This window comes from Leptolyngbya sp. AN10 (assembly GCF_050565645.1).
Taxonomy (GTDB): Bacteria; Cyanobacteriota; Cyanobacteriia; order Leptolyngbyales; family Leptolyngbyaceae; genus Leptolyngbya.
The window spans coordinates 79,838-101,933 of sequence record NZ_JBNXVP010000017.1; the positions used below are offsets into that span (position 1 = coordinate 79,838).

Consider the following 22,096-nt stretch of genomic DNA (forward strand, 5'->3'; position numbering starts at 1 on the left):
ATCAACTTTGCAATTTACGACTCACTTAGGATTGCCTTATGAAAACGATTATTTGTAATGGCGTTGAATTTGAAAATATCGAAGCGGTAATTTTCGATAAAGATGGAACTCTAGCAAATTCTCATCAGTATCTCTGGCATTTGGGAGCGAAACGGGCAGAGTTAATTGACGAGATTGTGCCTGGTCTAAAATCTAAAGTTCTCGCTGCATTTGGATGTCATGATCCAGCAGGATTAATGGCAGTCGGAACACGCGAAGAGAATATTAATGCGATCGCATCTTTGATTGAAGACAAGAACGCGACATCGATCGTGCAATCAATTTTTGAAGATGCCGATCGACAATTGCCCAGAAAAGCAACATTAACACCGCTTTATCCTGGAATTGTTGAATTACTGCAATCCTTGAAATCTTTGAAGCTTGGAATTCTTTCTAGCGATATCGAGCCGAATATTAGAGATTTTGTTGAGGAATATCAGCTTTCAAATTATTTTCACGCCATCATTGGAGCGCAATCGGGGATCAGTAAGCCGAACCCGAAATTATTGTTTTTGATTTGCGAAAAATTGAATGTTGAGCCGAAGAAGGCGTTAGTGATTGGAGATACGATCGCAGATACGAAACTGACCCCGCGATCGATTGGCGTGACTTGGGGAGGAAGTACGATCGCTCAGTTGGTTGGAGCGGGAGCGATCGCACATCATCCTTCTGAAATTCACCTAATTTCCGTATCAGAGTAAGAGGATGCTAAAGGTAATCGTCGATCGCCTAAATCGCCCCTCGAATGGAATTCGGGGCTATCGGAACAAAGTCTGTTGAAAACAGACTGAGAATTGTACAACCTGTCTTCAGTCCCCTTTAGTGGACTTTGTTTCGATAGACCGTGATTTCCAATCACGGGCGAACTCAATCGCAGCAACAGACTACATTCCTAAGCCACGTGCGATCGTGATGACAAATTCGTGTAGTTCGCCACCTTATCCAACAATTCATCAAAGTCGATCGGCTTGCGAATCAGATCGTCCGCACCTACTTCGCGATAAGGCTTTTGGAAAAATTCATCATGCGCGGTCAACAACACGATCGGAACCGACGCAAATCGTTCATTCTGCCGAACTTGGCGCGTCACCTCATACCCATTCAGCCCCGGCATCATAATGTCGAGCAATACGAGATCGGGTTCAACCGCCTCAAGCTTATCCAAAGCAGCCTTCCCACTTAAAGCAGTTTCGACAATATACCCCTCAGATTCCAGAATCGTCTGGAGCAGAACTAGATTGTCTGCAATATCATCTACGACAAGAACTCGATGGTTATTCAACAGCATGATCAAGGGTTAATGAAAACGGGTTTTGGCAGACACGGTTAGAGGTGCTTAGTCTATCAGGATACTCGCCGTACAGAAGCGATCGCTCTAACTATGGATAGATTGTTATTGATTCGCTTGTAGTGATTAAGCCATGAACCGATCGGGTTTTCCTCAGTAATTTGCTCAGGAAACATCGAAATTTCCCTAAAAGCATCGCTCCGGAATCATCGATCGAATCTTTAGACTGCGCTAATTTACAGAAACTTCTATGAAGAACAGATGAAGATCCCCGTACACTGGCTTCAGATTGTTCGATTTTTCCTGAAATCTCCGAGAAAATGCGTACAGGCTAGATGTCCCTCCATCGGCTGAATTCTTCATGTTAGAACTCATCCCCACACTGTTTGCTCAACAACAAGTCAAGCAAGCAGTCGTCCCGGTACAACCGATCGAGCAATCTGCAACCCCAACTCAATCCCCTGCTCCGGTTGTAACTCCAGCTTCTGCGATCGCTGTTCCGGAATCCTCGTCTGTTTCTATTCCTGCAACCCCTGTTCCTGTTGCAATCCCCAGTCCCCAAACCCTAACCCCGATTACCTCAAATCTTTCACTGCCCCAAGTTCCTCAGAAAGCTTCTCTACCCACAAAACCCGTAGAATCTCGACTCGTAAATTCACGATCGGTAGAACCGCAGAATCCACCCGTTGTAGCAGATTCAAATCGCAAGCCTGCCGCAACCGATCCCAAATCTCAGACAGTCCCTCCAGCGGCTACCGTTCAACGCACAGAACGATCGACTCAGCCTTCTACGGCAACCGTTCCCAGCCAGCGCACAGAGCGATCGACTGCAAAATCTCAGCCTGTTACGGCAAGTCAACGCACAGAACGATCAATTCCACTGCCAACGCCTGCTGTAACGCGCACTCCCGTTGCCACTGAAACGCCATCAGTCCCCAAAGCCGAAACAGGCATCGAAATTCCAGTTCCAAAACCCACAATTCAAGCAACTCCTCAAAATCCCACTCAGGAACAGAAACAACGGCTAGAACAACGTCTTGCCGAAATTGTGGCGAAAGATCGAGAAGCCAAACAGATTCAGCAGCGGGATACCTTGATCGCTCGTGCTTACAGTCTTGCCACTCAGCGACGATTTGCCCAAGCGAGAAAACAATTGCAAGACCCCAGCATTTCAGCCGATGTGCGGGATCAGATTTTGAGCAATATCAATTCGCTAGAATCTGCTAGTCGCACCGTTGGGGTGACTCCGATTAAAGAACCTGTGATTAAACCTGCTCGTGCCGCTGTCACCGCGAAAAAGCCTTCAACCTCTACGAAGCCTGTAGCAAGAGCGCCCCAAGCAATTCGACAGCAAGCGATTATGATTCAGGTTCCAAGAGCACCTCAAGCAACCCGACAGCAAGCGATTACGATCCAGGTTCCAAGAGCGATTCAATCTCTGCCGATTCAACGTCGATCGCCGATCGCAGCAAATTCAACCGCTCCAAGCGCGTCTGATGCTGGAGGCGAATACATTGATCAACTCGTCAAACCACCGAGCAATCTACAAGCGTTCAACCGCAACCTGCCACAAACCACCGCAAAGGGTCAGATCGTTTATCCCTTGCCTGAACCTGTTCCTGTCACCTCTGGATTTGGTTGGCGGCGGCACCCGGTCACAGGTGCGCGGCGATTCCATGCAGGAGTCGATTTAGGAGCCGCACAGGGAACGCCTGTGATTGCTTCACGGGGTGGGAAAGTCACCGTTGCCGATCGCATGGGCGGATATGGTTTAACGATCGTCACTCAACAACCCAATGGAAAGCAAGATACGCTCTATGCTCACTTGTCCCAAATCTATGTGCGTCCGGGCGAAACGATTCAGCCAGGAACAATCATTGGGCGCGTAGGCAGTACTGGGCTTTCAACTGGACCGCACTTGCACTATGAAGCGCGACAAATGACCAATTCTGGTTGGACTGCCGTGAATCCGGGGTCGCAACTTGAAGCGGCACGATCGCGGCTGGTGCAAGCTCGACAACAAGAAGAGCGATCGACTCGTTCCAGTCAAGGCGGGTAGCATCGCATCTGTAAACAGGGCAGTCTACTCTATGTCAATAGCAGGATCGAAATCTTAACCCCATAGAGATATGGAAACTCTGAGTACAGCACCTAAGATGAAATCAAGTTACGAAATTCATCTTAAAGCTACTACTTCTCTGGAGTCATACCATGCAAACTCGAAACAGCACTGATCTACCTCCCGTCGCTACTGAGTACAACGGCAAAGACCGTAACGCTTTCCTTTTCGGTTGGAATCCTCAAGCAGAACTTTGGAATGGTCGTCTAGCGATGATCGGCTTCCTGGCGTATCTGCTGTGGGATTTGGCTGGATTCAGCGTCTTGCGCGATGTCCTACACTTGATCAGCTATCGATAACTCTCTAGTTTGATACTTTAAAAGCTTCCGATGTTAGCTGCATCGGAAGCTTTTTGCTGTCATCACTCTAAAGATAGAGATACACGAATTGAAACATGGGATTGCAATTAACTTTCATCTACAAGAATTCATACAACTTGTTCCATTTTGAGGATAAAAAAGAGACTCAGCACGTACAATATTAGTGAATTGTTGGCTTAACAAGTCTGAGAACGCAAATGGTGAACAGAAAATCCAATGCGGCAGTCAAGGTGAAAACAACGATGCTGGATCAAGCGGCATCACTGTTAGATGATCTGCCTGAAAAACCAGAAGCAACGGTTTCACTTCGACAAGCGATCGAACTTTTACAAGATGATCTCAGAAGTTCGCTCGATAAAGGCTACGGGTACGAGGAGCTTGCAGGGGTACTGGCAGAACAAGGAATAGAAATAAGTCCTTCAACGTTAAAACGCTATTTAGCCCTGAGCCAGAAAGATTCGGGTCGCCCTCGACGAAGACGCACCCGACGGAGTAAATCCGAATCAGAGAGTGAAGAATAACGAGCAAGACCACAGGAATCATCAAACTGTGGTCTTTTTATGAACAGGCTTGTAAATTTTAGGATGTTTGTCCATCCGCTATCCCGCCCGGAAATGAATCTCCGGGCTGATTGAGGGAACCCCACTGAAGTGGGCTGAAACTGTGGTCTTAGGGTATTTGTTCATCTGCTATCCCGCCCGGAAATGAATCTCCGGGCTAATCGAGGGAACCCCACTGAAGTGGGCTGAAATTGTGGTCTTAGGGGGCTTCAGCCTCCTTTCTCCTATTAGCCCGGAGATTCATTTCCGGGCGGACTCAATCGCAGCGACAGACTCGAAGCAACACAAGGTTATTGAACACCTAAAAGTTTGTGAGTTTGTAAACTAATTCGCCACTCCGGATGCTGCTTGACATACTCAAAAATCAAATCCAAGCTTTCCTTACGACTCCATTCAGGCTGTAAATAACGCAGAACTCGATCGCTAACTTTCTCAGATTCTCGCTCCGCCCATTCAAGATCGGATTCTTCAGAAATAACGATCTTCAACTCATCCGCATGAGCATAAACGCTCTCGTGTGGCGGTTTTGAGAGTTTCGGAGAAAGCGTCACCCAATCAAATTCGCCACTATAAGGATGTGCGCCAGATGTTTCTAAGTGCAAGCGCAATTCAGCCTGATGAAGTGCTTTAGTCAATTCAGTTAAATCGTGCATCAAGGGTTCACCTCCAGTGATGACGACGATCGCTGAATTTGCCCCGATCGCGCTTTGAACTAATTCGTCGATCGACTTTTGTGGATGCCGTTTCGCGCTCCAAGATTCCTTAGTATCACAGAACCAGCACCCAACATCACATAGAGCAAGGCGGATGAAAAATGCACTTGTACCCGTCCAAGCGCCTTCACCTTGAACGGAATGGAAAGTTTCAACGATCGGAAACAATTGCTCAATCATCTTCGTACTCCGCCCAAGAATTTGGAGTTTCTGAAACCGCAACTTTCAGTTTGATATCAGCAGGAAGCTCTTTCTTGGTTTTGTCGTAGATGTACTTTGCAATCATTTCCGCTGTGGTTTCGTAGCCTTCTGGCAGCACTTCATTTAACACACAGTGATCGAGTCCGCCCTTGAACACGTCTTTTTTAGCCCAGCGCAAGGTTCTGAAATCCGCGACCATCACCGGATGCGGACAATATTCAGACGAATGAAGCTGAGATGCGATCGCGCTAATTTTCACAGTGTAGGTATGTCCGTGCATCCGACCACACGGACCGTTATAATCGCGAATCCAATGAGCCGCACTGAAGTTGAATTCGGTTGATAAAGTCCACTTTGGCATAAGGCTAAGTCAAATCATTGCTTCATCTATGCTAGAAGATCGCATTGATGGAAGACCTATTAAACCACGATCGCTGAATTTATTCCTCAGAGCGCGTGAGTGTCCCTTTCAAAAAGGCATTCCGCAGCACAATCAACAAAATTCCGACCACCATAAATGCCAATCCCAACCGTCGGCTCTCATCCGAGGCAAACGTAATCAGACCAATATTTAGTAACAATGCCAAAATTGGTACAACCGTCGGAACTCGAAATCCAGGAGCTTGAGGAGCCTGCCGTTTGATCACGAGCAAGGAAATATTCACCAGACAGAACATGACTAAGATCAATGTTGCGGTTGCGCCTGCTAAAAGTTGGATCGTACCGGAAACTGCAAGCGCGATCGCGAGTGGAACAATCACAAAGAACGTCCGATACGGTGTCGATCGTTCTGGATGCAATCGACTAAACCAAGCAGGCAATAGTCCTTCCCGCGACATTCCATAGATCAATCGCGATGCCGTGACAAAGTTTAATAACGCGGTGTTCAATACAGCGAATGCAGCAATGATCGTAAAAACAATCGGTGGAATCGCAGGTTGAGCACGACGAACCACATCGAGCAATGGAGCTTTTGAAGCTGCGAGTGTCACTGGATCGAGGACTTGAACCGAGAGCCAGGATACGAGAATGTAAATCACTCCTGCGATCGAGAGTGCAAGTACGATCGCTCTTGGAACATTACGCTCTGGATCTCTGACTTCTTCAGCCACATTCACCAAATCCTCAAATCCAATAAACGCATAAAACGCAAGTGCCGCTCCTTGAATCACTGCAACCCAGCCCACTTCTTGGGGTGTTGGAGTTGCAGGAACCGTTGCTGTATTCCCGCCCAAAAGAAAGGCAGAAGTCACCAAAATCACGATGATCAGCCCCGAAACTTCGAGCGTCGTACAAAAAATGTTTAACGCTGAAGATTCCTTCATTCCCCGAAAGTTCACAAACGTCAGCCCAGCAAACAGTGTGAGAACAATCAACCAATCGGGAAGTTGAGGAGCCACCGCAATTACATATCCTGCGAAGGCTCTAGAGATCGTCGCCATCGAAATCACACAGGTGCAAAACATCAACCAGCCCACGAGCGTCGAGAGCCAATCTGTTCTAAATGCGCGATGCACAAAGTAAGCGACTCCACCACTTTTAGGAAATCGACTGCCCATTTCGGCATAGCTCAGTGCTGTAAATGCCGCGACGACCATCGCCACAACAAACGAAGCCCAAACTAAATGTCCTGATAATCCCGCAATCCGACCCACAACTGCATAAATTCCAGCCCCTAGAATGTCACCCACGCCATAGATTACGAGCGTCGGTAATCCAAAGACGCGCTTGAGCGAATCCGCTTCTGCATTCGGTTCCATAAGCCTGTTTGTCTCTACACTTTTCGTCAGTATAGAGGGTCTGACTATTCCCTCCAGTTGAATTACTTACAAAGCTGTCCGGTGAAGATATGCAAGGCTAATGAAACAGAACTTGGAAAACCCCCCATTGATTCATCTCGACCAATCTGCGATCGATAATTCAGGAACTAATCCAAAATCGCGTTCGTTACGAGTTACGACTGTGGCATTCAAAGACAGCGCAACGGCAGCGATTCGCATATCTTTTTGAATTCGATTTTTCCGAAGTGGTGGATTTGTTTTGAGCAATTCTTTAAGTCGGATATCAGATTCAGGAGTAAAATCCAATATCTCAACAGTTTGCAGATACTTCATCGTTGCACAAAGCTTTGAATAGAACGAGGGAAGAGATTTGATCGAAGCAGGATCGTTCAGCTTGCCAACCCAACCGTTGAAAAGCTCTTGTACTGTAATAATTGTGACTGAGACTTGATGCTGAGCAGCGATCGCAGTTACTTTCGGATGATTGCCAAGAATCAGCGAGACGTGGTCTGTATCCAAAATGTATCGATTCACTGAAGCTATCTCACGAATAATAAGAAGGATCAACTTCAGAGTCATCTTCAGAAGTTCGCTCTGCTCGAATTGAGTCCATGATTTCGGCAAAATCAGGGTCATTCTCAAAGATGCCTGCGTATTTCATCCAAGCAGGTTGGACAGTCTCAAGTGGAACATTCCAAGGAATCGTTTCGATGTGTTTTAAGCGATCGAGAAATGCAGATTGAACTTGCTCGATCGCAGTTTCTCGCGTGTCTGCTTCGACTCGACAGCCTGGAAATTCGTAAATTGAGGCGACGAATCTTCCGATTTCAAGTCTCTCGACGAGCAAGGTAACTTTCAATTGAGAGGGCAGTGTTAGATTCATCATTCTAGGCATTGCGTTGTTTCAATCATCGCTCAAGGTTAGAAAAAATGCGAGTTAGAGTTTCACTTTCCGCAACGTTTGAAACAGTGTTTGCCTCAATGGCTTAGGAAATAGGGAAAGCGTGAGTCCCACATAAGCTTTGGAGGATGAAGCAGATTTGCCCGATCGTACTAATTCCCGCCCGCGCTCTGTGTCTCCGATTTCGATCAATCTCAATCCAAGCAACAATTGAGTTTCAGTAAGACGCGATCGACGAATTTCTTCCAACTCTCCCGCAAACCGGAAATTTTCCAAGTAACTCAGCTTGTCTTTCAAATAGGGAATTGCTCGATCGAGTCCTTGTTGTTCTGGATGTACTCGATATTCCATCAATCGTTGTGGCAAGTAATATCCCTGTTTTCCAGCAAGTACTAATCGTACAAATAAATCATTGTCTTCGCAGTTCTGAATATTTGGACGCATATAATCTACATCTTGTAACGCTTGCATTCTAAACAGCGTTGCACCAATTTGAAAACTTTGTTTTACAAATACTGTTTCTAATAATGCTGGAGGAATGCCTTCTCTAAGCGCGGTTCTGCCCCAGTTTTGGGAGTTCTTTTCGGTGAATTCAAGATCTCGCTGATTGTCAGAATTGATAATCCAGTGATCCGTTCCAACGAAGTCGATCGATAAATCACGATCGAGAATTTCACTGGTCTTTTCTAAGAATTCTGGCGTTAGGCGATCGTCATCATCGAATTTGATGAAATACGTTCCAGTCGCGGCTTCATAGCCCGATCTCATATTGTTACTTTTACCAACATTACGAGGATGACGAACGTATCGAACACGCGGATCAGTGTAGCGTTCCATTAGCTCCGGAGTTCCATCTTGAGAGCCATCATCACAGACGATCAATTCCCAATCTGAAATGGTTTGGGCGAAAACACTGTCGATCGCGAACGGCAACAAGTGAACGCGATTATACGTAGGGATACAGACACTAATTTTGGGCATACCGAGAAAGGTTTAGTTTCCCTCAATATCGACACGATCGCCCCATGAATATCCTCATGTTGTCTACAACGTTCCCCTATCCCCCAACCAAAGGCGGAACTCAGGTTCGGACATTCCATCTGCTTAAGTATCTGAATCAGGCGCATTCTGTTACGGTTCTCACGCAACGAAGTGAAGATGTAGGTGATGATGAGATTGAAGCGTTACGGGAATTTACGGGCGAATTAGTTGTATTTGAAAAATCACCTCAAGCTTCCAACAAGATTCAACGATTTGCAGAATTTCTGATCGAAGGAACGCCGCCGAGTGTTCGATCGAACTATTCCCTCGCAATGCAAGCTTGGATTGATCAACACATTGAAAAATTCGATGTCATCACGTGCGAACATTCTGTAAATGAAATCTATGTGCGTCCAGAGTTTCAACAGAAAAAGATCGTGAATGTGCATAGTTCCGTTTATGGATCTTGCAAGAATCAATTACAGACCGGAACATCTGAAAATCAATTACGCGATCGCATTAATCTCCCACTTCTAAAACGCTACGAGAAACGGTTTTGCCAGAAATTTACGAATATCGTAGTTACAACAGACGACGATCGCATTCAATTACAAAGCTTCAATTCCACTGCTGAAATTGATGTGATTCCCAATGGAGTTGATTTCACCGCATTTCCTTACCGATCGAAAGATCCGGGTGGACAGCATTTGATCTTCATCGGTGCAATGGATAACCTAGCGAACATTGATGCAGCAAAATTTTTAAGCCTAGAAATCTTGCCGCAACTTCAAAGCATTTATCCAGATGTCACTTTATCGCTGGTTGGCGCACGTCCGACCGCAGAAATTCAACAACTTGGAGAACGCGAAAATATCACTGTGACTGGACGAGTTGAATCGATCGCGGATTATTTGCATCAGGCAACGGTTTGTGTGATTCCCATGCGAACCGGATACGGAATCAAAAATAAAACACTTGAAGCAATGGCAGCAGGAACGCCAATCGTATCGAGCGATCGAGGTTTAGAAGGGTTGCAATCCGAGCAACGGGCACTTAGAGCAAATTCAATTAGTGAATATGTTGCAGCAATTTCTCGATTGTTTGAAGATGTGGAACTGCGATCGCAACTTTCGCAAAATGCTCGATCGCTAATCGAAACCGAATACACCTGGGAACGGGCAGGACGGCAATATTTACAAGTTTTGGATCGAACTTCTTCAAGTCGAGATTTGACACGGTAAGATAAATCTTTGCTTGTATACGCCACCACAGTAAATTGCCATGAGTACCGGGACATTGTTCGATAAAGTCTGGGATTTGCATACCGTCGGGATTTTGCCATCGGGACAAACTCAACTTTTCATCGGGCTACATCTCATCCACGAAGTGACCAGCCCACAAGCGTTTTCGATGTTACGAGAACGCGGATTGAAAGTTTTGTTTCCAGAAAGAACGGTTGCCACAGTCGATCACATCATTCCGACTGACAATCTCGCTCGTCCTTTTCTCGACTCAATGGCAGAAGAAATGCTCCAAGAACTTGAGAAAAACACCGCATCGAACAATATTCGCTTCTATCCAGTCGGTTCTGGAAGCCAAGGAATCGTTCATGTCATCGCCCCCGAACAAGGCTTAACTCAGCCTGGAATGACGATCGCTTGTGGAGATAGCCACACGTCAACACATGGCGCATTCGGCGCGATCGCATTCGGAATCGGAACGAGCCAAGTCCGTGATGTGCTTGCTTCTCAGACTTTGGCACTCTCGAAACTCAAGGTCAGAAAAATCGAAGTGAATGGCAAGTTAAACCCTGGCGTATACGCAAAAGATGTCATTCTCCACATCATTCGCAAACTTGGTGTGAAAGGTGGAGTGGGATACGCTTACGAATTCGCTGGAACGACCTTTGAACAAATGAGCATGGAAGAACGCATGACCGTTTGTAATATGTCGATCGAAGGTGGCGCACGTTGCGGATACGTTAATCCTGATCAAGTCACTTACGATTACTTGCAAGGTCGCGATTATGCTCCGAAAGGCGAAGAATGGGAGAAAGCGATCGCTTGGTGGAATGATCTTCGGAGTGATGCCGATGCTGTTTACGATGACGTGATCGTTTACGATGCGGCTGATATTGCTCCAACTGTGACTTGGGGTATTACTCCAGGACAGGGAATTGGCGTAACAGAAATGGTTCCAACTCCGGACGTAATGCCCGAAGATGAACAAGCGATCGCACTTGAAGCATATCAATACATGGATTTGCAACCCGGAAAACCGTTGCAAGGAACCAAGATCGATGTGTGCTTTATCGGAAGCTGTACGAATGGGCGAATTTCTGACCTGAGAGAAGCAGCGCGAGTGGCTCAAGGGCGACGAGTCGCAGACGGGGTAAAAGCTTTTGTCGTACCGGGATCAGAGCGCGTGAAACATCAAGCAGAACAAGAAGGACTCGATCGTATCTTCACAGAAGCGGGTTTTGAGTGGCGCGAACCCGGCTGTTCAATGTGTTTGGCGATGAATCCTGATAAGTTGCAAGGTCGGCAAATTAGCGCGTCGTCCTCGAATCGGAACTTCAAAGGACGACAAGGATCGGCTTCAGGACGCACTTTACTGATGAGTCCTGCAATGGTCGCCGCCGCCGCAATTACTGGGAGAGTGACTGACGTGCGGGAACTGATGTAAGCGATCGAGTGCGAATCGATTCAATCCGCTGACGATTTACACCTAAATCCGATTCTCCTAATCGAGATGCCGATCGCACTTGAATCTCATTCGCTGCTCGATCGAGATAAAACTCAACATCATCCACAAAGCCCATAATTTTGCTGGTGAATTCAGCATAGATATATTGATCCGAAGCCTGAATAATCTTGGTTCTAGGCAAAGATTCGATCGTTTGTTTCAATTCAGAGAATGCCTTGTCAGGCTCAGTCGAGAATTGAATTGGTTCGATCCTATGAGTCGGATCAGTGCTAAAACTGCTGACACAATTCGGAGTGCTAGGACAATCTGCAAATCGATCGTTGTTTAATCCTAAGTTCGATGGACGAGTTCCTGAGAAAGAGAACAAACTTGCGATCGTAGGATTGATTGGAAGTGCAACGGCATTTGGAATGGTACTCAACCAAAACAAGCAACCCATCAAGCATGAGAGAACAATCCGTTTCAGCATAGGGGAAGAGATTAAAGTTCACTTTTAGTGTAAGGGAGCGGCGGTAGAATAGAGGGGAACGATCGCTCATGAGCCAATGTGATGACTTTATTAGAAACTCAAATCTCGCTCAATACTTGGATTCCTGCGGCTTGGGAAGAGTTTGTCAAAATCGCGGATGATCCTGCTTCAACCAAGCTCAAAGGATATTACTATGAGAAAAGAATGAGATTTGAACCGATGTCTACTGGCGCTGACCACTCTGACGATCACCTTGCCATCTCCATGAGCGTGGGAATATATGCAGCACTTAAAGGCATCCGAATTAAAGGTCGGGATGGGTGTTCGTATCGGAAAACTGGTGTAACTGAATTTCAGCCAGATTTGTCTTATTACATTGGCGATCGTGCAAAAACAATTCCTCGCGGAACACGAGTCGTAGACCTGAATATTTACCCTTTACCGGATTTAGTTGTTGAGATTTCAGATACCTCGCTCTCCGATGACTTGGGTGAAAAGCGTCTGCAATATGAAGATTTAGGTATTCCTGAATATTGGAATATCAATGTCCGAACAAAGCAGATTCTCGCATTCTCGCTTGCGCCCGATGGAACAATTCGGCGAATTCGTGAATCGATCGCGCTTCCTGGATTAAAGCTAGAAATTTTAGAACAAGCTTTACAGTTAAACGATCAAGAAGAGCAGTCAGCAATGAACATTTGGTTAATGACACAGTTTCAAAATCAATAAATCAAGCTCGTACCCTGAGTGTCGATCGCTAAATTTTTCACTTGCACTCCGATTCCCAATTCCGTCCAAGCCTGCTCCATTGCTGCATTAACGGATTCTGCTTTGTCTTGATGCGCTAACGCTAATACAGTCGATCCGGCTCCACTAATCACCATACCAAAAGCACCAGAGTCGATCGCAGCAGTTCTTACGGTTTCATATCCTTTGATCAACTTCTCCCGATACGGTTGATGAATTCGATCTTGCAAAGCTGCTTCTAACCAGTCTGCATTCCCACTTTCCAAGCCTCGAATTAATAGTCCTAGATGAGAGGCATTAAAGATCGCATCTGCACGACTATAAGTGGCAGGTAGAACACTTCGAGCTTCAGCAGTTGAGAGTTCAAAATTCGGAATTGCCACAATCGGAACAATGCTCGAATGCCAAGGTAAATTACAGATTTCCCAAGCTCGATCGAGACCCGATGCTGCTAATCGACAGCCCCCGATTAAAGCAGGCACAACATTGTCTGGATGCCCTTCAATTTCCGTAGCGAACTCTGCAATTTCAGACTGAGACAGCGGTGATCCAGCCAGTTCATTTGCGCCGACTAATCCACCGACGATCGCAGTTGCAGAACTGCCTAAACCGCGTGCCAGTGGAACATCCATTTTGATGTCGAGTTGAATCGCAGGAACGGCTCGACCAATTCGATCGAACAATTTCACAAATGCCTGATACACCAAATTGCTCGTTCCCAAAGAAACGCGATCGGCTTCTGTTCCAGTTGCCGTGATCTTTAAGCCCGTCTCAATCTCCGAAAATCGAAAGTCGTTATACAGGGTCAGAGCGGCTCCAACACAGTCAAAACCCGCCCCAAGATTTGCAGTAGTCGCAGGAACGCGAACAGTCACAGTAGCCATAGCAGCGATCGCAATAAATCGTCCTCTATTGTAGAGTTAGAAGGTGTTTGAAAAGCAATCGTTCATCGCATTCACTCGCCCGGAAATGAATCTCCGGGCTAATCGCGGGAAGCCCACTAAACTGGGCTAAGAACCCCGTATGACTCTCTTAGCCCGCTTCAGCGGGGTTTCCTCCATTAGCCCGGAGATTCATTTCCGGGCGGACTCCCAGCGAAGCAAAGCCGCTTTTTATCCTTCTCAAACATCCTCTTAGACGATCGCAATTTTCGGACATGGCAAATTTGGACACGATTCAAAAGATAGAAGCGCTGCTTTACTCTTACGAGCGTTTCGGAGTACATCTCGGTTTAGAGGCGAGTTTGAAGCTATTGGCAGACTTGGGCAATCCGCAGGAACAAGTCCCCGTGATTCATGTGGCAGGCAGTAATGGAAAAGGTTCTGTTTGCGCGTATTTATCAACGATTTTGACTGAAGCAGGCTATAAAACTGGACGCTATACTTCGCCACATTTGATCGATTGGACGGAGCGGATTTGTATTAATAATTGTTCGATCGAGCCTGAAGGACTCTACGAATCTCTGCTCAAAGTTCAATCTAAAGTTGATCCAACTTGTTCTCCGACTCAGTTTGAAGTGCTAACTGCTGCAATGTGGTTGTACTTCGCAGAACAAAAGGTTGATATTGCTGTGATTGAGGTTGGGTTAGGAGGACGATTAGATGCAACAAATGTAATCGAACATCCGTTAGTGAGTGTGATTGTTTCGATTAGTCGAGAGCATTGGCAAAGATTAGGATTTACGTTGTCGAGTATTGCGGGTGAAAAAGCTGGGATTTTAAAGTCAGGCTGTCCCGCAGTGATTGGACAATTGCCACCGGAAGCGAAAGCGGTTATCGATCGACGAATTGCCGATGTAAACTGCCCCGTTGTTTATCCTGAATCTGCACAACTGATCGACGGTCTAGCGCAATACGATTCTTTCAAATATCGATTACCGCTGCAAGGTGAAATCCAATTACACAATTCTGCATTAGCGATCGCTGCAATTCAATGTCTCAGACAACAGAACTGGAATATTTCTGATAATGCAATTATCAATGGTATCCAGAACACAACCTGGGCAGGAAGAATGCAGTGGTATGACTGGAAAGGAAATCGAATTTTGATTGATGGCGCACACAATCCAGCAAGCGCAGAAGCATTACGACAATACATTGATCAAATTGGAAAAACTCCGGTTCAGTGGGTCATGGGAATGCTATCGACTAAAGATCATGCAGATATTTTTAAGGCACTTTTGCGATCGCAAGATTCTCTCTTATTAGTTCCCGTTCCCGATCACAGTTCGGCTGATCCGTTAGAACTTGCCACGCTTGCAAAAGGAATCTGTCCAGATCTGAAATCTTGTCAAATTTATTCCGATGTTCCAACTGCCTTGGAAGTTTCGACTCAGCGATCGGATCTCACCGTTTTTTGTGGATCGCTGTATTTGATTGGCGATTTCTTTAAGCGCGATCGCGGCTCTACCTTTGGATAGAAGTGACTGCCTATCGATAGAGCTAGTCTGGTTAGAATGCCTCCGGGCGGGAGTTCTTCTTGAAATGGGTCATGCCAGAACGATCAAGCGATTCGTATGAAATCTATCTACATCCTTACTCAGAGGGGCAGTCCAGCACAGAGTTCTCTGAGGCGAAGTTGACCTATTCGCAAGTTTTGGAACGACTCCAGCAAACAGAAGCCGCCCTTAGAAACACCGAAGCTCGATTGGAGCGATTTGTTCAAGGCAGTCAAGACGGGTTTTGGGATTGGGACGTGATTGCGGATCAGTGGTACGTGTCCGATCGCTGGAAAGAACTGCGCGGACTTCCAGCCGATGAGCCAATTTCTGATTCGGTAGAAGTCTGGTGCGAAACGATTCATCCAGAAGATCGCGATCGAGTTCTTCACGAGTTTCAGCGCTATCTCACTCAAGGATCAGGACAGTACAGCGACGAATACCGAATTTTGCGTCGGGATGGAACGATTGTTTGGGTGCTCGATCGAGGTCAAGCCATTTGGTCTGACAGTGAACGCGCAATTCGAGTGACCGGATCACAAACAGATATTACGAAACTAAAACGAACAGAGGATGCGTTAGAAGAAAGTCAACTGATCTATAAAACACTGGCAGATACCATGCCGCAAATGTTTTGGATCACGCGACCGGATGGCTATCATGAATACTTTAATCAACGCTGGTACGATTACACGGGAACCAAGCCAGGTCAAACTGATGGCGAAGGTTGGCAAAATTGTTTCCATCGTGAAGATGCCGAGAAAGCCGCGATCGTTTGGCAACATTGCCTAAAAACTGGAGAACCCTACACGGTTGAATATCGCTTACGAAATGCGAAAACCGGAGAGTATCGCTGGCATCTGGGAAAAGCCCTTCCTCTGCGCGATTCAGACGGCGAAATTATTCGATGGTATGGTTCTTGTACCGACATTCACGATCAGAAAATGTCGATCGAAGACCGCGCAAACGCTCTAGACCGAGAACGGGCAGCCCGACTAGAACAAGAAAAAGCGAATCGAATTAAAGACGAATTTCTCGCAGTTGTCTCACACGAATTACGCTCTCCGCTCAATCCAATTCTCGGCTGGATTCGACTGCTCAGAACTCGCAAGATGAGCGACACCCAAACCGAACAGGCACTAGAAACGATCGAGCGCAACGCCAAACTACAATCCCAACTCATCGAAGATCTTCTAGATGTATCGAGAATTCTGCGCGGTAAATTGCCACTGGTTTTTGCACCTGTGAACATGATCACCGTTGTGGAAGCTGCGATCGAAACCGTTCGCCTCTCCATCCAAGCCAAAAATATTCAAGTCCAAACCCGGTTAAATTCTCCATTCACCAGTGTTTCCGGTGACTTCAACCGACTTCAACAAATCGTCTGGAATCTGGTATCGAATGCCGTGAAATTCACTCCAGAGAACGGCAGAATCACGATCGAACTTTCCGATCGCGGTTCAATGATTGCGCTCACCGTTACAGATACCGGAAAAGGCATCGCTCCCGAATTCTTACCGCACGTCTTTGAACAATTCCGCCAAGCCGACAGTAGCATCACCCGACAATTCGGAGGACTCGGACTCGGACTTGCGATCGTGCGTCACATTGTCGAACGTCATCACGGCAAAATCAGCGTCGATAGTCCTGGCGAAAATCTAGGCGCAACATTCACAGTAGAGTTACCGTTACTCACAACTCCAGTGCAACCGAGAACTACCGCTGTCGATCGCATTCCAGACGATCAACTGACCGGACTTTCCATTCTGATCGTTGATGATGAGGCGGATGCGCGAGACCTTCTAGCGTTTCTCCTCGAACAACAAGGAGCCACCATTACGATCGCTCATTCTGCCAAAGATGCTCGATCGAAGCTCACGAACAGTCATGATTTATTAATTAGCGATCTTGGAATGCCTGGAGAAGACGGTTTTCAACTGATTCAGCAATTGCATTCAGAAGGTTGGAAGATTCCAGCGATCGCAGTGACTGCCTACGCTCGTGAAGAAGACCGACAAGCCGCCCTTTCAGCCGGATTCAAAGCACACGTTACCAAACCGATCGAACCCACCGAACTCTTTAAAGCCATTCGATCGACGGTTCGATCCAATTGACTACATTAAATCGAAACGAACTTAAGATTAGGCACTCGATACATCGGTTTTGTGGGTTTCTCAGTTGTGGCAAATTCATCCGCATCGCAAGAAAGCGCGGCGGCGATGTGCAAAGCATCTAAACTGGCTAAACCATAAGTAGAAGCAATCTGGCGGGCATCTTGAAGTAATTTTTCAAGGTCGATCGTCCAGCCCACAACCGTCTGAAAAAATGCCTTGTAAAATTCAAGTTCTTGTTGTTTTTTGTGAAAAGTCGCTTTTGGAATGACTTCTAACTCAATAAAAGGACTGGAAACAAACTCTCGATTTGCATCGCTCAAGATATTGATTGCAAGATCTGAATCATCAGGATTTCCGCGTGCTGCAAGGATTAGCACTCCAGCATCTACAAATGTTCGGATCACTCGTTCCAATTGCTTACACCCCCACGTCGTTCTGCAAGTTCTCGATCGAGGTCTTCCCGACTCAAGAGCGGCTCCCCAGAGGCAACAATTTGGGCACGAAGCTCACGGAGTTTTCTGCCAAGTGGACTGATTTCAGGTTTCTCTGTTGGTTTGGGTAGCGTGTTGATAAATTCCCAGACTTGCTGCTGTTGCTCTGGGTCAAGTTGATCAATTTTTTCAATAATTAACTCTTTAGTAGTCATAGGAGTGATTCTCGTTTGCCTCTATTGTACGAGGCATTCTAGTACGATCGAGCTTTAATCGGATTCAAGATGCCGCAAATTCCATTCGCCACAACAGTTCACTCGTAGCGGTTTTCAGACCAATATTCGATACAATCTGATCTGCACTGCTTGTGTATAGATCCCATTCTGAATAACCGCCATGATCCACGAAATTTTCATGCCCGCTCTCAGTTCCACGATGACCGAAGGAAAAATCGTGTCCTGGGTCAAATCACCGGGCGACAAAGTTGAAAAAGGCGAAACCGTCGTGGTGGTGGAATCGGATAAAGCCGATATGGATGTGGAATCATTCTATGAAGGCTACCTCGCCACGATCGTCACTCAAGCGGGCGAATCGGCTCCCGTCGGAAGTGCGATCGCGCTTTTAGCTGAAACTGAAGCCGAAATCGAACTCGCCAAACAACAAGCCGCTTCCACTTCAGTTCCTACGGATACTCCTGCTGCGCCTGTTGCCGCTCCCGAACCCGTTGCCGTTGCTGCTTCGGCAAATGGAACCAGTGCGGCTCCGAAGAATGGTCGAATTGTGGCTTCTCCTCGCGCCCGTAAACTGGCGAAGGATCTGAAAGTTGAACTCTCCACGCTGGCGGGTAGTGGTCCTCACGGTCGGATTGTGGCGGAAGATGTGGAAGCTGCTGCTGGCAAAACAGTCTCCAAACCGACTGCTCCCGCTGCTCCCGCCAAACCTGCTACTCCTGCTCCGGTTGCCGCTGCTGCTCCTAGACCTGCTGCCCCTGCTCCAAGCCAACCCGGTCAAATTCAACCGATGACCACGCTTCAAACTGCGGTCGTACGGAACATGATGGCGAGCTTGGACGTTCCTGTGTTCCGAGTGGGCTACACGATCACGACTGATTCACTAGATAAGCTCTACAAGCAAGTGAAATCCAAAGGTGTAACAATGACGGCGCTACTTGCGAAAGCGGTCGCAGTGACATTACAAAAACATCCATTGCTGTATTCGAGTTATGTTGAGAATGGCATTCACTTTAATGCAGGAATCAACATTGCAGTTGCGGTTGCGATGGAAGATGGGGGATTGATCACGCCTGTATTGAAAAATGCAGATCAGCAGGATCTTTATTCTCTGTCTCGGAATTGGAAAGATTTAGTCGATCGAGCACGATCGAAACAACTTCAACCCGACGAATATAGTTCTGGAACTTTCACGCTTTCAAACTTGGGAATGTTCGGAGTCGATACGTTTGACGCAATTTTGCCACCCGGACAGGGATCGATTTTAGCGATCGGGGCTTCTCGTGCCAATGTCGTTGCGAATGATGACGGAATGTTGGGCGTTCGTCGCCAAATGCAGGTGAATATTACTTGCGATCACCGGATTATTTATGGAGCGGATGCGGCTGCGTTCTTGCGAGATTTGGCGAAACTGATTGAAACGAATGCTCAATCTCTGACGCTGTAGAAAACGGCAATTCTAAAACGATTCAATCAATGAGTTCACACTCTCATACCAAATTGATTTTTGAGTGCTACAGATTCGCGTTGCCCCCTAACCCCCAAGTTTGGGGGAATAAGAATCAAAGTCCCCCAGAATTGGGGGATTTTAGGGAGCGAAGGATCTGTGGCATGAATAGATTGATTTGGTATCAGCGTACTAATGCGTGGGCAAATCAATATAACCTCTTCCGTGAAAATCGGCGAATTAAATATCCTCTGCAAGTCTGCCATTGGACGGCGAGATCTGCGTTAGATGTAGAAATGGGTGGGATTTCGGAATTAGTTTTGCCGCATCAATTCGGGTCAGTGGCTTCGAGAAAAGATAGCCTTGAGCATATTCGCATTTCAGCGCTTTTAACTGTGCGAGTTGCTTGTTCGTTTCGACTCCTTCCGCGACCACATCCATGCCGAGATTCCATGCCAGCGTAATGATCGTGCGAACGAGTTCTAACTTTTCGCCATCAATATCGACGCGGCTGACAAAAGAGCGATCGATTTTCAACACATCCATCGGGAAGCGGTAGAGATATCCTAACGACGAGTAGCCTGTACCAAAATCATCAACGGAAAGCTGGATTCCCATCGCCTTGAGTTGGAGCAACATATCCATCGCGGATTCGGTGTTCTCCATGATCGCGCTTTCGGTGATTTCGAGCTTGATACAGTGGGCATCCACTCCAGTCTCCGTCAGAATTTGCCGGATTTGATTGATCAAACTGGGCTGTGAGAATTGCCGACTGGAGAGATTAACGCTAATTGTTAAGGGCGGTTCTGGCGCAAATTCATCTTGCCAACGTTTCAACTGGCGGCAAGCTTCGCGCAAAACCCACTGTCCGAGCGGAATAATCAATCCGGTTTCTTCCGCGATCGGCACAAATTTTCCAGGTGAAATGATGCCTTGTTCGGGATGCTGCCATCGAATTAAAGCTTCAAAGCCCATAATTCGTCCGGTTGCCAGTGCGACGATCGGTTGATAGTACAGTTCAAAGTCTTGCCGCTCCACTGCTTTTCGCAAGTCGTTTTCCAACTGCATTAACGCGACTACGTGCGTGTGCATATCGGTGTCAAACACCTCGTGGCAAGCTTTTCCTTGAGCTTTAGCGCGATACATGGCGATATCTGCACCCCGCAGCAAGTCTTCCGGTCGATCGAAATCTGTTGAGGAAAGCGTGATCCCGATACTCGCAGAAGTAAACACTTCATGCCCATTCAAATTAAACGGTGTGGAAAGGGCTTGCTGAACTCGTTCTGCTATTTTTGTCGCATCGTTGTCGCTCTGAATATTTTCGAGCAAAATCGTAAATTCATCGCCACCGAGTCTTGCCACCGTGTCGTTTTTACTGAGACACGCCTCTAATCGACGTGCGATCGCAATCAATAATTGATCCCCGATCATGTGCCCCAAACTATCGTTGATCACTTTGAAGCGATCGAGATCGAGGAACAATAATGCAAATCGATAAGCAGGATTATCGTTCGCACGTTCCACAGTTTGACTTAGCCGTTCCATGAATAGTAAGCGGTTTGGTAAGCCCGTCAGCGAATCGTGGAACGCATTCCGACGCAGTTGTTCTTCAACGATTTTTCGCTCGGTGACTTCTCGCATCACAGAGACAAAATGAGTGACCTGTCCCTGTTCATTACGAATCGGAACCATATTGACATCGACCCAGAAATGCGACCCGTTCTTGCGATAAAGAATCACTTCCGCCCGAACAGGTTCAAACGCTTTCAATGTGTCACGAATTCGATCGACTTCCATCCTCGAAGTTTTTTCACCGAGTAACACGAGCGCAGATTTGCCGATCGCTTCACCGGATGAATACCCAGTCGTGCGCGAAAACGCATCGTTCACGTAAATAATTCTGAGACTTAGTGGATCGTCGATCGCTTCTTCGGTCTGCGAAATCATCACAATCTCATTCGCGTTCACAACTACAGATTCGAGCAGGCGCAAGTATTCTTCGAGCCATTTGCGCTCAGTAATATCTTTAACCGTGATCAAGGTTCCGGTCGCTTCTCCAACAGAATTACACAGCAGAGTTACGTTTACTTCTGCCCAAAACTTTCGTCCATCTTTGCGGCGGAGTTGTCCCTCTTTCCATCCGTAAAAGGGTTGTGCCTCTTTGGATGTGCCCTGGAAATCGAACCAGCCTTCGATCGCGTGGAAAAAGTGATGCGCGGGCTTCCCAACCATTTCGCCTACTGAACAGCCTACTAATTTAGCAAGCCGTGAGTTGACGTATAGGACTTGATCTTGTGAATCGGTGATTACAACACCATCATTGAGGTTTTCAACAACGGTTTGCAGTAGCCATTCGGGTTCTTTCATCAGAGCGGATGCAGGATTGGGATCTACTGCCGAGTTTGGCTGATTGGAGGTCTCCAGATCGATCGACTTTGCCATGCCTGCTACCTTGGGAAAATGACGCAATAGAAAGACATCTGAGAAACGATGACTCTCTGAGGTGGGTGAATGAAGTAGTTCACGCGGAATCAGTAAAGAACGATCGCAACTCTCTCACAACGAGGAAGTGCGGTGTGACTGGCTTCAGTTTGCCCACGATCGCGCTTCTA

At 46.8% G+C, this 22,096-nt stretch carries 22 protein-coding genes; 10 read left to right on the top strand and 12 right to left on the bottom strand.

Features of this window, described 5'->3' with window-relative positions; all coding sequences use genetic code 11:
- Window positions 1-38: 38 nt before the first annotated feature.
- Window positions 39-740: an HAD family hydrolase gene (locus ACQ4M5_RS23020; RefSeq protein ID WP_430678020.1), complete on the top strand. Its 702-nt coding sequence runs from the start codon at window positions 39-41 to the stop codon at window positions 738-740.
- A gap of 191 nt (window positions 741-931) precedes the next feature.
- On the opposite strand, the gene ACQ4M5_RS23025 is transcribed toward ACQ4M5_RS23020, so the two are convergent.
- Window positions 932-1,327 (bottom strand): response regulator, encoded by a 396-nt coding sequence (locus tag ACQ4M5_RS23025; RefSeq protein WP_430678021.1) that lies wholly within the window; start codon window positions 1,325-1,327, stop codon window positions 932-934.
- Window positions 1,328-1,688: 361 nt separating this feature from the next.
- Between ACQ4M5_RS23025 and ACQ4M5_RS23030 the strand changes: the two genes are divergently transcribed.
- The 3 genes from ACQ4M5_RS23030 to ACQ4M5_RS23040 all read left to right on the top strand — a co-directional run bounded on the left by ACQ4M5_RS23030 (window position 1,689) and on the right by ACQ4M5_RS23040 (window position 4,287).
- On the top strand, window positions 1,689-3,386 hold the full coding sequence (locus ACQ4M5_RS23030; RefSeq protein WP_430678022.1) for a peptidoglycan DD-metalloendopeptidase family protein: 1,698 nt from the start codon (window positions 1,689-1,691) through the stop codon (window positions 3,384-3,386).
- A gap of 152 nt (window positions 3,387-3,538) precedes the next feature.
- A complete protein-coding gene (locus tag ACQ4M5_RS23035; protein ID WP_059000457.1) occupies window positions 3,539-3,745 on the top strand; it encodes a chlorophyll a/b-binding protein in 207 nt (68 codons plus the stop codon).
- Between the two features lie 218 nt (window positions 3,746-3,963).
- Window positions 3,964-4,287: a hypothetical protein gene (locus ACQ4M5_RS23040; protein WP_430678023.1), complete on the top strand. Its 324-nt coding sequence runs from the start codon at window positions 3,964-3,966 to the stop codon at window positions 4,285-4,287.
- Between the two features lie 329 nt (window positions 4,288-4,616).
- Here ACQ4M5_RS23040 and ACQ4M5_RS23045 read toward each other — a convergent pair whose 3' ends face one another.
- From ACQ4M5_RS23045 to ACQ4M5_RS23070, 6 genes are all read right to left on the bottom strand, one after another.
- Window positions 4,617-5,219, bottom strand: a complete 603-nt coding sequence (locus ACQ4M5_RS23045; protein ID WP_430678024.1) for a 7-carboxy-7-deazaguanine synthase QueE — start codon at window positions 5,217-5,219, stop codon at window positions 4,617-4,619.
- Entirely contained in the window at window positions 5,212-5,601 is a 390-nt protein-coding gene (locus ACQ4M5_RS23050) for a 6-pyruvoyl trahydropterin synthase family protein (RefSeq protein ID WP_430678025.1), read from the bottom strand. Before ACQ4M5_RS23050 ends, ACQ4M5_RS23045 begins: the two co-directional genes overlap by 8 nt.
- A 79-nt stretch (window positions 5,602-5,680) precedes the next feature.
- On the bottom strand, window positions 5,681-7,000 hold the full coding sequence (locus tag ACQ4M5_RS23055) for an APC family permease (RefSeq protein ID WP_430678026.1): 1,320 nt from the start codon (window positions 6,998-7,000) through the stop codon (window positions 5,681-5,683).
- 132 nt (window positions 7,001-7,132) lie between these two features.
- Window positions 7,133-7,555 carry a type II toxin-antitoxin system VapC family toxin gene (locus tag ACQ4M5_RS23060; RefSeq protein ID WP_430678027.1) on the bottom strand — a complete coding sequence of 141 codons (423 nt, stop codon included), beginning with the start codon at window positions 7,553-7,555 and terminating at the stop codon, window positions 7,133-7,135.
- 10 nt (window positions 7,556-7,565) lie between these two features.
- A complete protein-coding gene (locus tag ACQ4M5_RS23065) occupies window positions 7,566-7,907 on the bottom strand; it encodes a type II toxin-antitoxin system HicB family antitoxin (RefSeq protein ID WP_430678028.1) in 342 nt (113 codons plus the stop codon).
- A gap of 51 nt (window positions 7,908-7,958) precedes the next feature.
- Complete coding sequence (locus ACQ4M5_RS23070) at window positions 7,959-8,903, bottom strand: glycosyltransferase family 2 protein (RefSeq protein ID WP_430678029.1); 945 nt, start codon at window positions 8,901-8,903, stop codon at window positions 7,959-7,961.
- 44 nt (window positions 8,904-8,947) lie between these two features.
- Between ACQ4M5_RS23070 and ACQ4M5_RS23075 the strand changes: the two genes are divergently transcribed.
- On the top strand, window positions 8,948-10,144 hold the full coding sequence (locus ACQ4M5_RS23075) for a glycosyltransferase family 4 protein (RefSeq protein WP_430678030.1): 1,197 nt from the start codon (window positions 8,948-8,950) through the stop codon (window positions 10,142-10,144).
- A gap of 40 nt (window positions 10,145-10,184) precedes the next feature.
- Window positions 10,185-11,588: a 3-isopropylmalate dehydratase large subunit gene (gene leuC, locus ACQ4M5_RS23080; RefSeq protein WP_430678031.1), complete on the top strand. Its 1,404-nt coding sequence runs from the start codon at window positions 10,185-10,187 to the stop codon at window positions 11,586-11,588.
- Here leuC and ACQ4M5_RS23085 read toward each other — a convergent pair.
- The gene (locus ACQ4M5_RS23085) at window positions 11,551-12,078 is read right to left on the bottom strand and encodes a DUF1499 domain-containing protein (protein WP_430678032.1); all 528 of its coding nucleotides are present in this window, start codon (window positions 12,076-12,078) and stop codon (window positions 11,551-11,553) included. The genes leuC and ACQ4M5_RS23085 overlap by 38 nt on opposite strands.
- Window positions 12,079-12,159: 81 nt before the next feature.
- Between ACQ4M5_RS23085 and ACQ4M5_RS23090 the strand changes: the two genes are divergently transcribed.
- Entirely contained in the window at window positions 12,160-12,807 is a 648-nt protein-coding gene (locus tag ACQ4M5_RS23090) for a Uma2 family endonuclease (RefSeq protein ID WP_430678033.1), read from the top strand.
- Here the strand turns inward: ACQ4M5_RS23090 and thrB are convergent.
- Window positions 12,801-13,709: a homoserine kinase gene (gene thrB, locus ACQ4M5_RS23095; RefSeq protein WP_430678035.1), complete on the bottom strand. Its 909-nt coding sequence runs from the start codon at window positions 13,707-13,709 to the stop codon at window positions 12,801-12,803. The genes ACQ4M5_RS23090 and thrB overlap by 7 nt on opposite strands.
- 272 nt (window positions 13,710-13,981) lie before the next feature.
- On the opposite strand from thrB, the gene ACQ4M5_RS23100 reads away from it, so the two are divergent.
- Complete coding sequence (locus ACQ4M5_RS23100; RefSeq protein WP_430678036.1) at window positions 13,982-15,244, top strand: bifunctional folylpolyglutamate synthase/dihydrofolate synthase; 1,263 nt, start codon at window positions 13,982-13,984, stop codon at window positions 15,242-15,244.
- Window positions 15,245-15,315: 71 nt separating this feature from the next.
- Window positions 15,316-17,376, top strand: a complete 2,061-nt coding sequence (locus ACQ4M5_RS23105) for a hybrid sensor histidine kinase/response regulator (protein WP_430678037.1) — start codon at window positions 15,316-15,318, stop codon at window positions 17,374-17,376.
- Window positions 17,377-17,381: 5 nt separating this feature from the next.
- Here ACQ4M5_RS23105 and ACQ4M5_RS23110 read toward each other — a convergent pair whose 3' ends face one another.
- Window positions 17,382-17,780 (bottom strand): type II toxin-antitoxin system VapC family toxin, encoded by a 399-nt coding sequence (locus ACQ4M5_RS23110; protein WP_430678104.1) that lies wholly within the window; start codon window positions 17,778-17,780, stop codon window positions 17,382-17,384.
- Complete coding sequence (locus ACQ4M5_RS23115; RefSeq protein ID WP_430678038.1) at window positions 17,777-18,022, bottom strand: hypothetical protein; 246 nt, start codon at window positions 18,020-18,022, stop codon at window positions 17,777-17,779. The genes ACQ4M5_RS23110 and ACQ4M5_RS23115 overlap by 4 nt, the downstream gene beginning before the upstream one ends.
- A 181-nt stretch (window positions 18,023-18,203) precedes the next feature.
- Here ACQ4M5_RS23115 and ACQ4M5_RS23120 point away from each other — a divergent pair, with 181 nt between their 5' ends.
- Complete coding sequence (locus tag ACQ4M5_RS23120; protein ID WP_430678039.1) at window positions 18,204-19,484, top strand: dihydrolipoamide acetyltransferase family protein; 1,281 nt, start codon at window positions 18,204-18,206, stop codon at window positions 19,482-19,484.
- A gap of 240 nt (window positions 19,485-19,724) precedes the next feature.
- Here the strand turns inward: ACQ4M5_RS23120 and ACQ4M5_RS23125 are convergent, their stop codons facing one another.
- Window positions 19,725-21,926: an EAL domain-containing protein gene (locus tag ACQ4M5_RS23125; protein ID WP_430678040.1), complete on the bottom strand. Its 2,202-nt coding sequence runs from the start codon at window positions 21,924-21,926 to the stop codon at window positions 19,725-19,727.
- Window positions 21,927-22,096: the final 170 nt, after the last annotated feature.

Excerpts from the sequence above, each read along its gene's own strand:
- ACQ4M5_RS23055 (WP_430678026.1), bottom strand. The coding sequence starts at position 7,000 with ATGGAACCGAATGCAGAAGCGGATTCGCTCAAGCGCGTCTTTGGATTA.
- ACQ4M5_RS23045 (WP_430678024.1), bottom strand. The coding sequence starts at position 5,219 with ATGATTGAGCAATTGTTTCCGATCGTTGAAACTTTCCATTCCGTTCAA.
- ACQ4M5_RS23085 (WP_430678032.1), bottom strand. The coding sequence starts at position 12,078 with ATGCTGAAACGGATTGTTCTCTCATGCTTGATGGGTTGCTTGTTTTGG.
- thrB (WP_430678035.1), bottom strand. The coding sequence starts at position 13,709 with ATGGCTACTGTGACTGTTCGCGTTCCTGCGACTACTGCAAATCTTGGG.
- ACQ4M5_RS23115 (WP_430678038.1), bottom strand. The coding sequence starts at position 18,022 with ATGACTACTAAAGAGTTAATTATTGAAAAAATTGATCAACTTGACCCA.
- ACQ4M5_RS23090 (WP_430678033.1), top strand. The coding sequence starts at position 12,160 with ATGACTTTATTAGAAACTCAAATCTCGCTCAATACTTGGATTCCTGCG.
- ACQ4M5_RS23120 (WP_430678039.1), top strand. The coding sequence starts at position 18,204 with ATGATCCACGAAATTTTCATGCCCGCTCTCAGTTCCACGATGACCGAA.
- ACQ4M5_RS23020 (WP_430678020.1), top strand. The coding sequence starts at position 39 with ATGAAAACGATTATTTGTAATGGCGTTGAATTTGAAAATATCGAAGCG.
- ACQ4M5_RS23100 (WP_430678036.1), top strand. The coding sequence starts at position 13,982 with ATGGCAAATTTGGACACGATTCAAAAGATAGAAGCGCTGCTTTACTCT.
- ACQ4M5_RS23035 (WP_059000457.1), top strand. The coding sequence starts at position 3,539 with ATGCAAACTCGAAACAGCACTGATCTACCTCCCGTCGCTACTGAGTAC.
- ACQ4M5_RS23050 (WP_430678025.1), bottom strand. The coding sequence starts at position 5,601 with ATGCCAAAGTGGACTTTATCAACCGAATTCAACTTCAGTGCGGCTCAT.
- leuC (WP_430678031.1), top strand. The coding sequence starts at position 10,185 with ATGAGTACCGGGACATTGTTCGATAAAGTCTGGGATTTGCATACCGTC.
- ACQ4M5_RS23025 (WP_430678021.1), bottom strand. The coding sequence starts at position 1,327 with ATGCTGTTGAATAACCATCGAGTTCTTGTCGTAGATGATATTGCAGAC.
- ACQ4M5_RS23105 (WP_430678037.1), top strand. The coding sequence starts at position 15,316 with ATGCCAGAACGATCAAGCGATTCGTATGAAATCTATCTACATCCTTAC.
- ACQ4M5_RS23040 (WP_430678023.1), top strand. The coding sequence starts at position 3,964 with ATGGTGAACAGAAAATCCAATGCGGCAGTCAAGGTGAAAACAACGATG.
- ACQ4M5_RS23030 (WP_430678022.1), top strand. The coding sequence starts at position 1,689 with ATGTTAGAACTCATCCCCACACTGTTTGCTCAACAACAAGTCAAGCAA.
- ACQ4M5_RS23065 (WP_430678028.1), bottom strand. The coding sequence starts at position 7,907 with ATGATGAATCTAACACTGCCCTCTCAATTGAAAGTTACCTTGCTCGTC.
- ACQ4M5_RS23075 (WP_430678030.1), top strand. The coding sequence starts at position 8,948 with ATGAATATCCTCATGTTGTCTACAACGTTCCCCTATCCCCCAACCAAA.
- ACQ4M5_RS23070 (WP_430678029.1), bottom strand. The coding sequence starts at position 8,903 with ATGCCCAAAATTAGTGTCTGTATCCCTACGTATAATCGCGTTCACTTG.
- ACQ4M5_RS23125 (WP_430678040.1), bottom strand. The coding sequence starts at position 21,926 with ATGGCAAAGTCGATCGATCTGGAGACCTCCAATCAGCCAAACTCGGCA.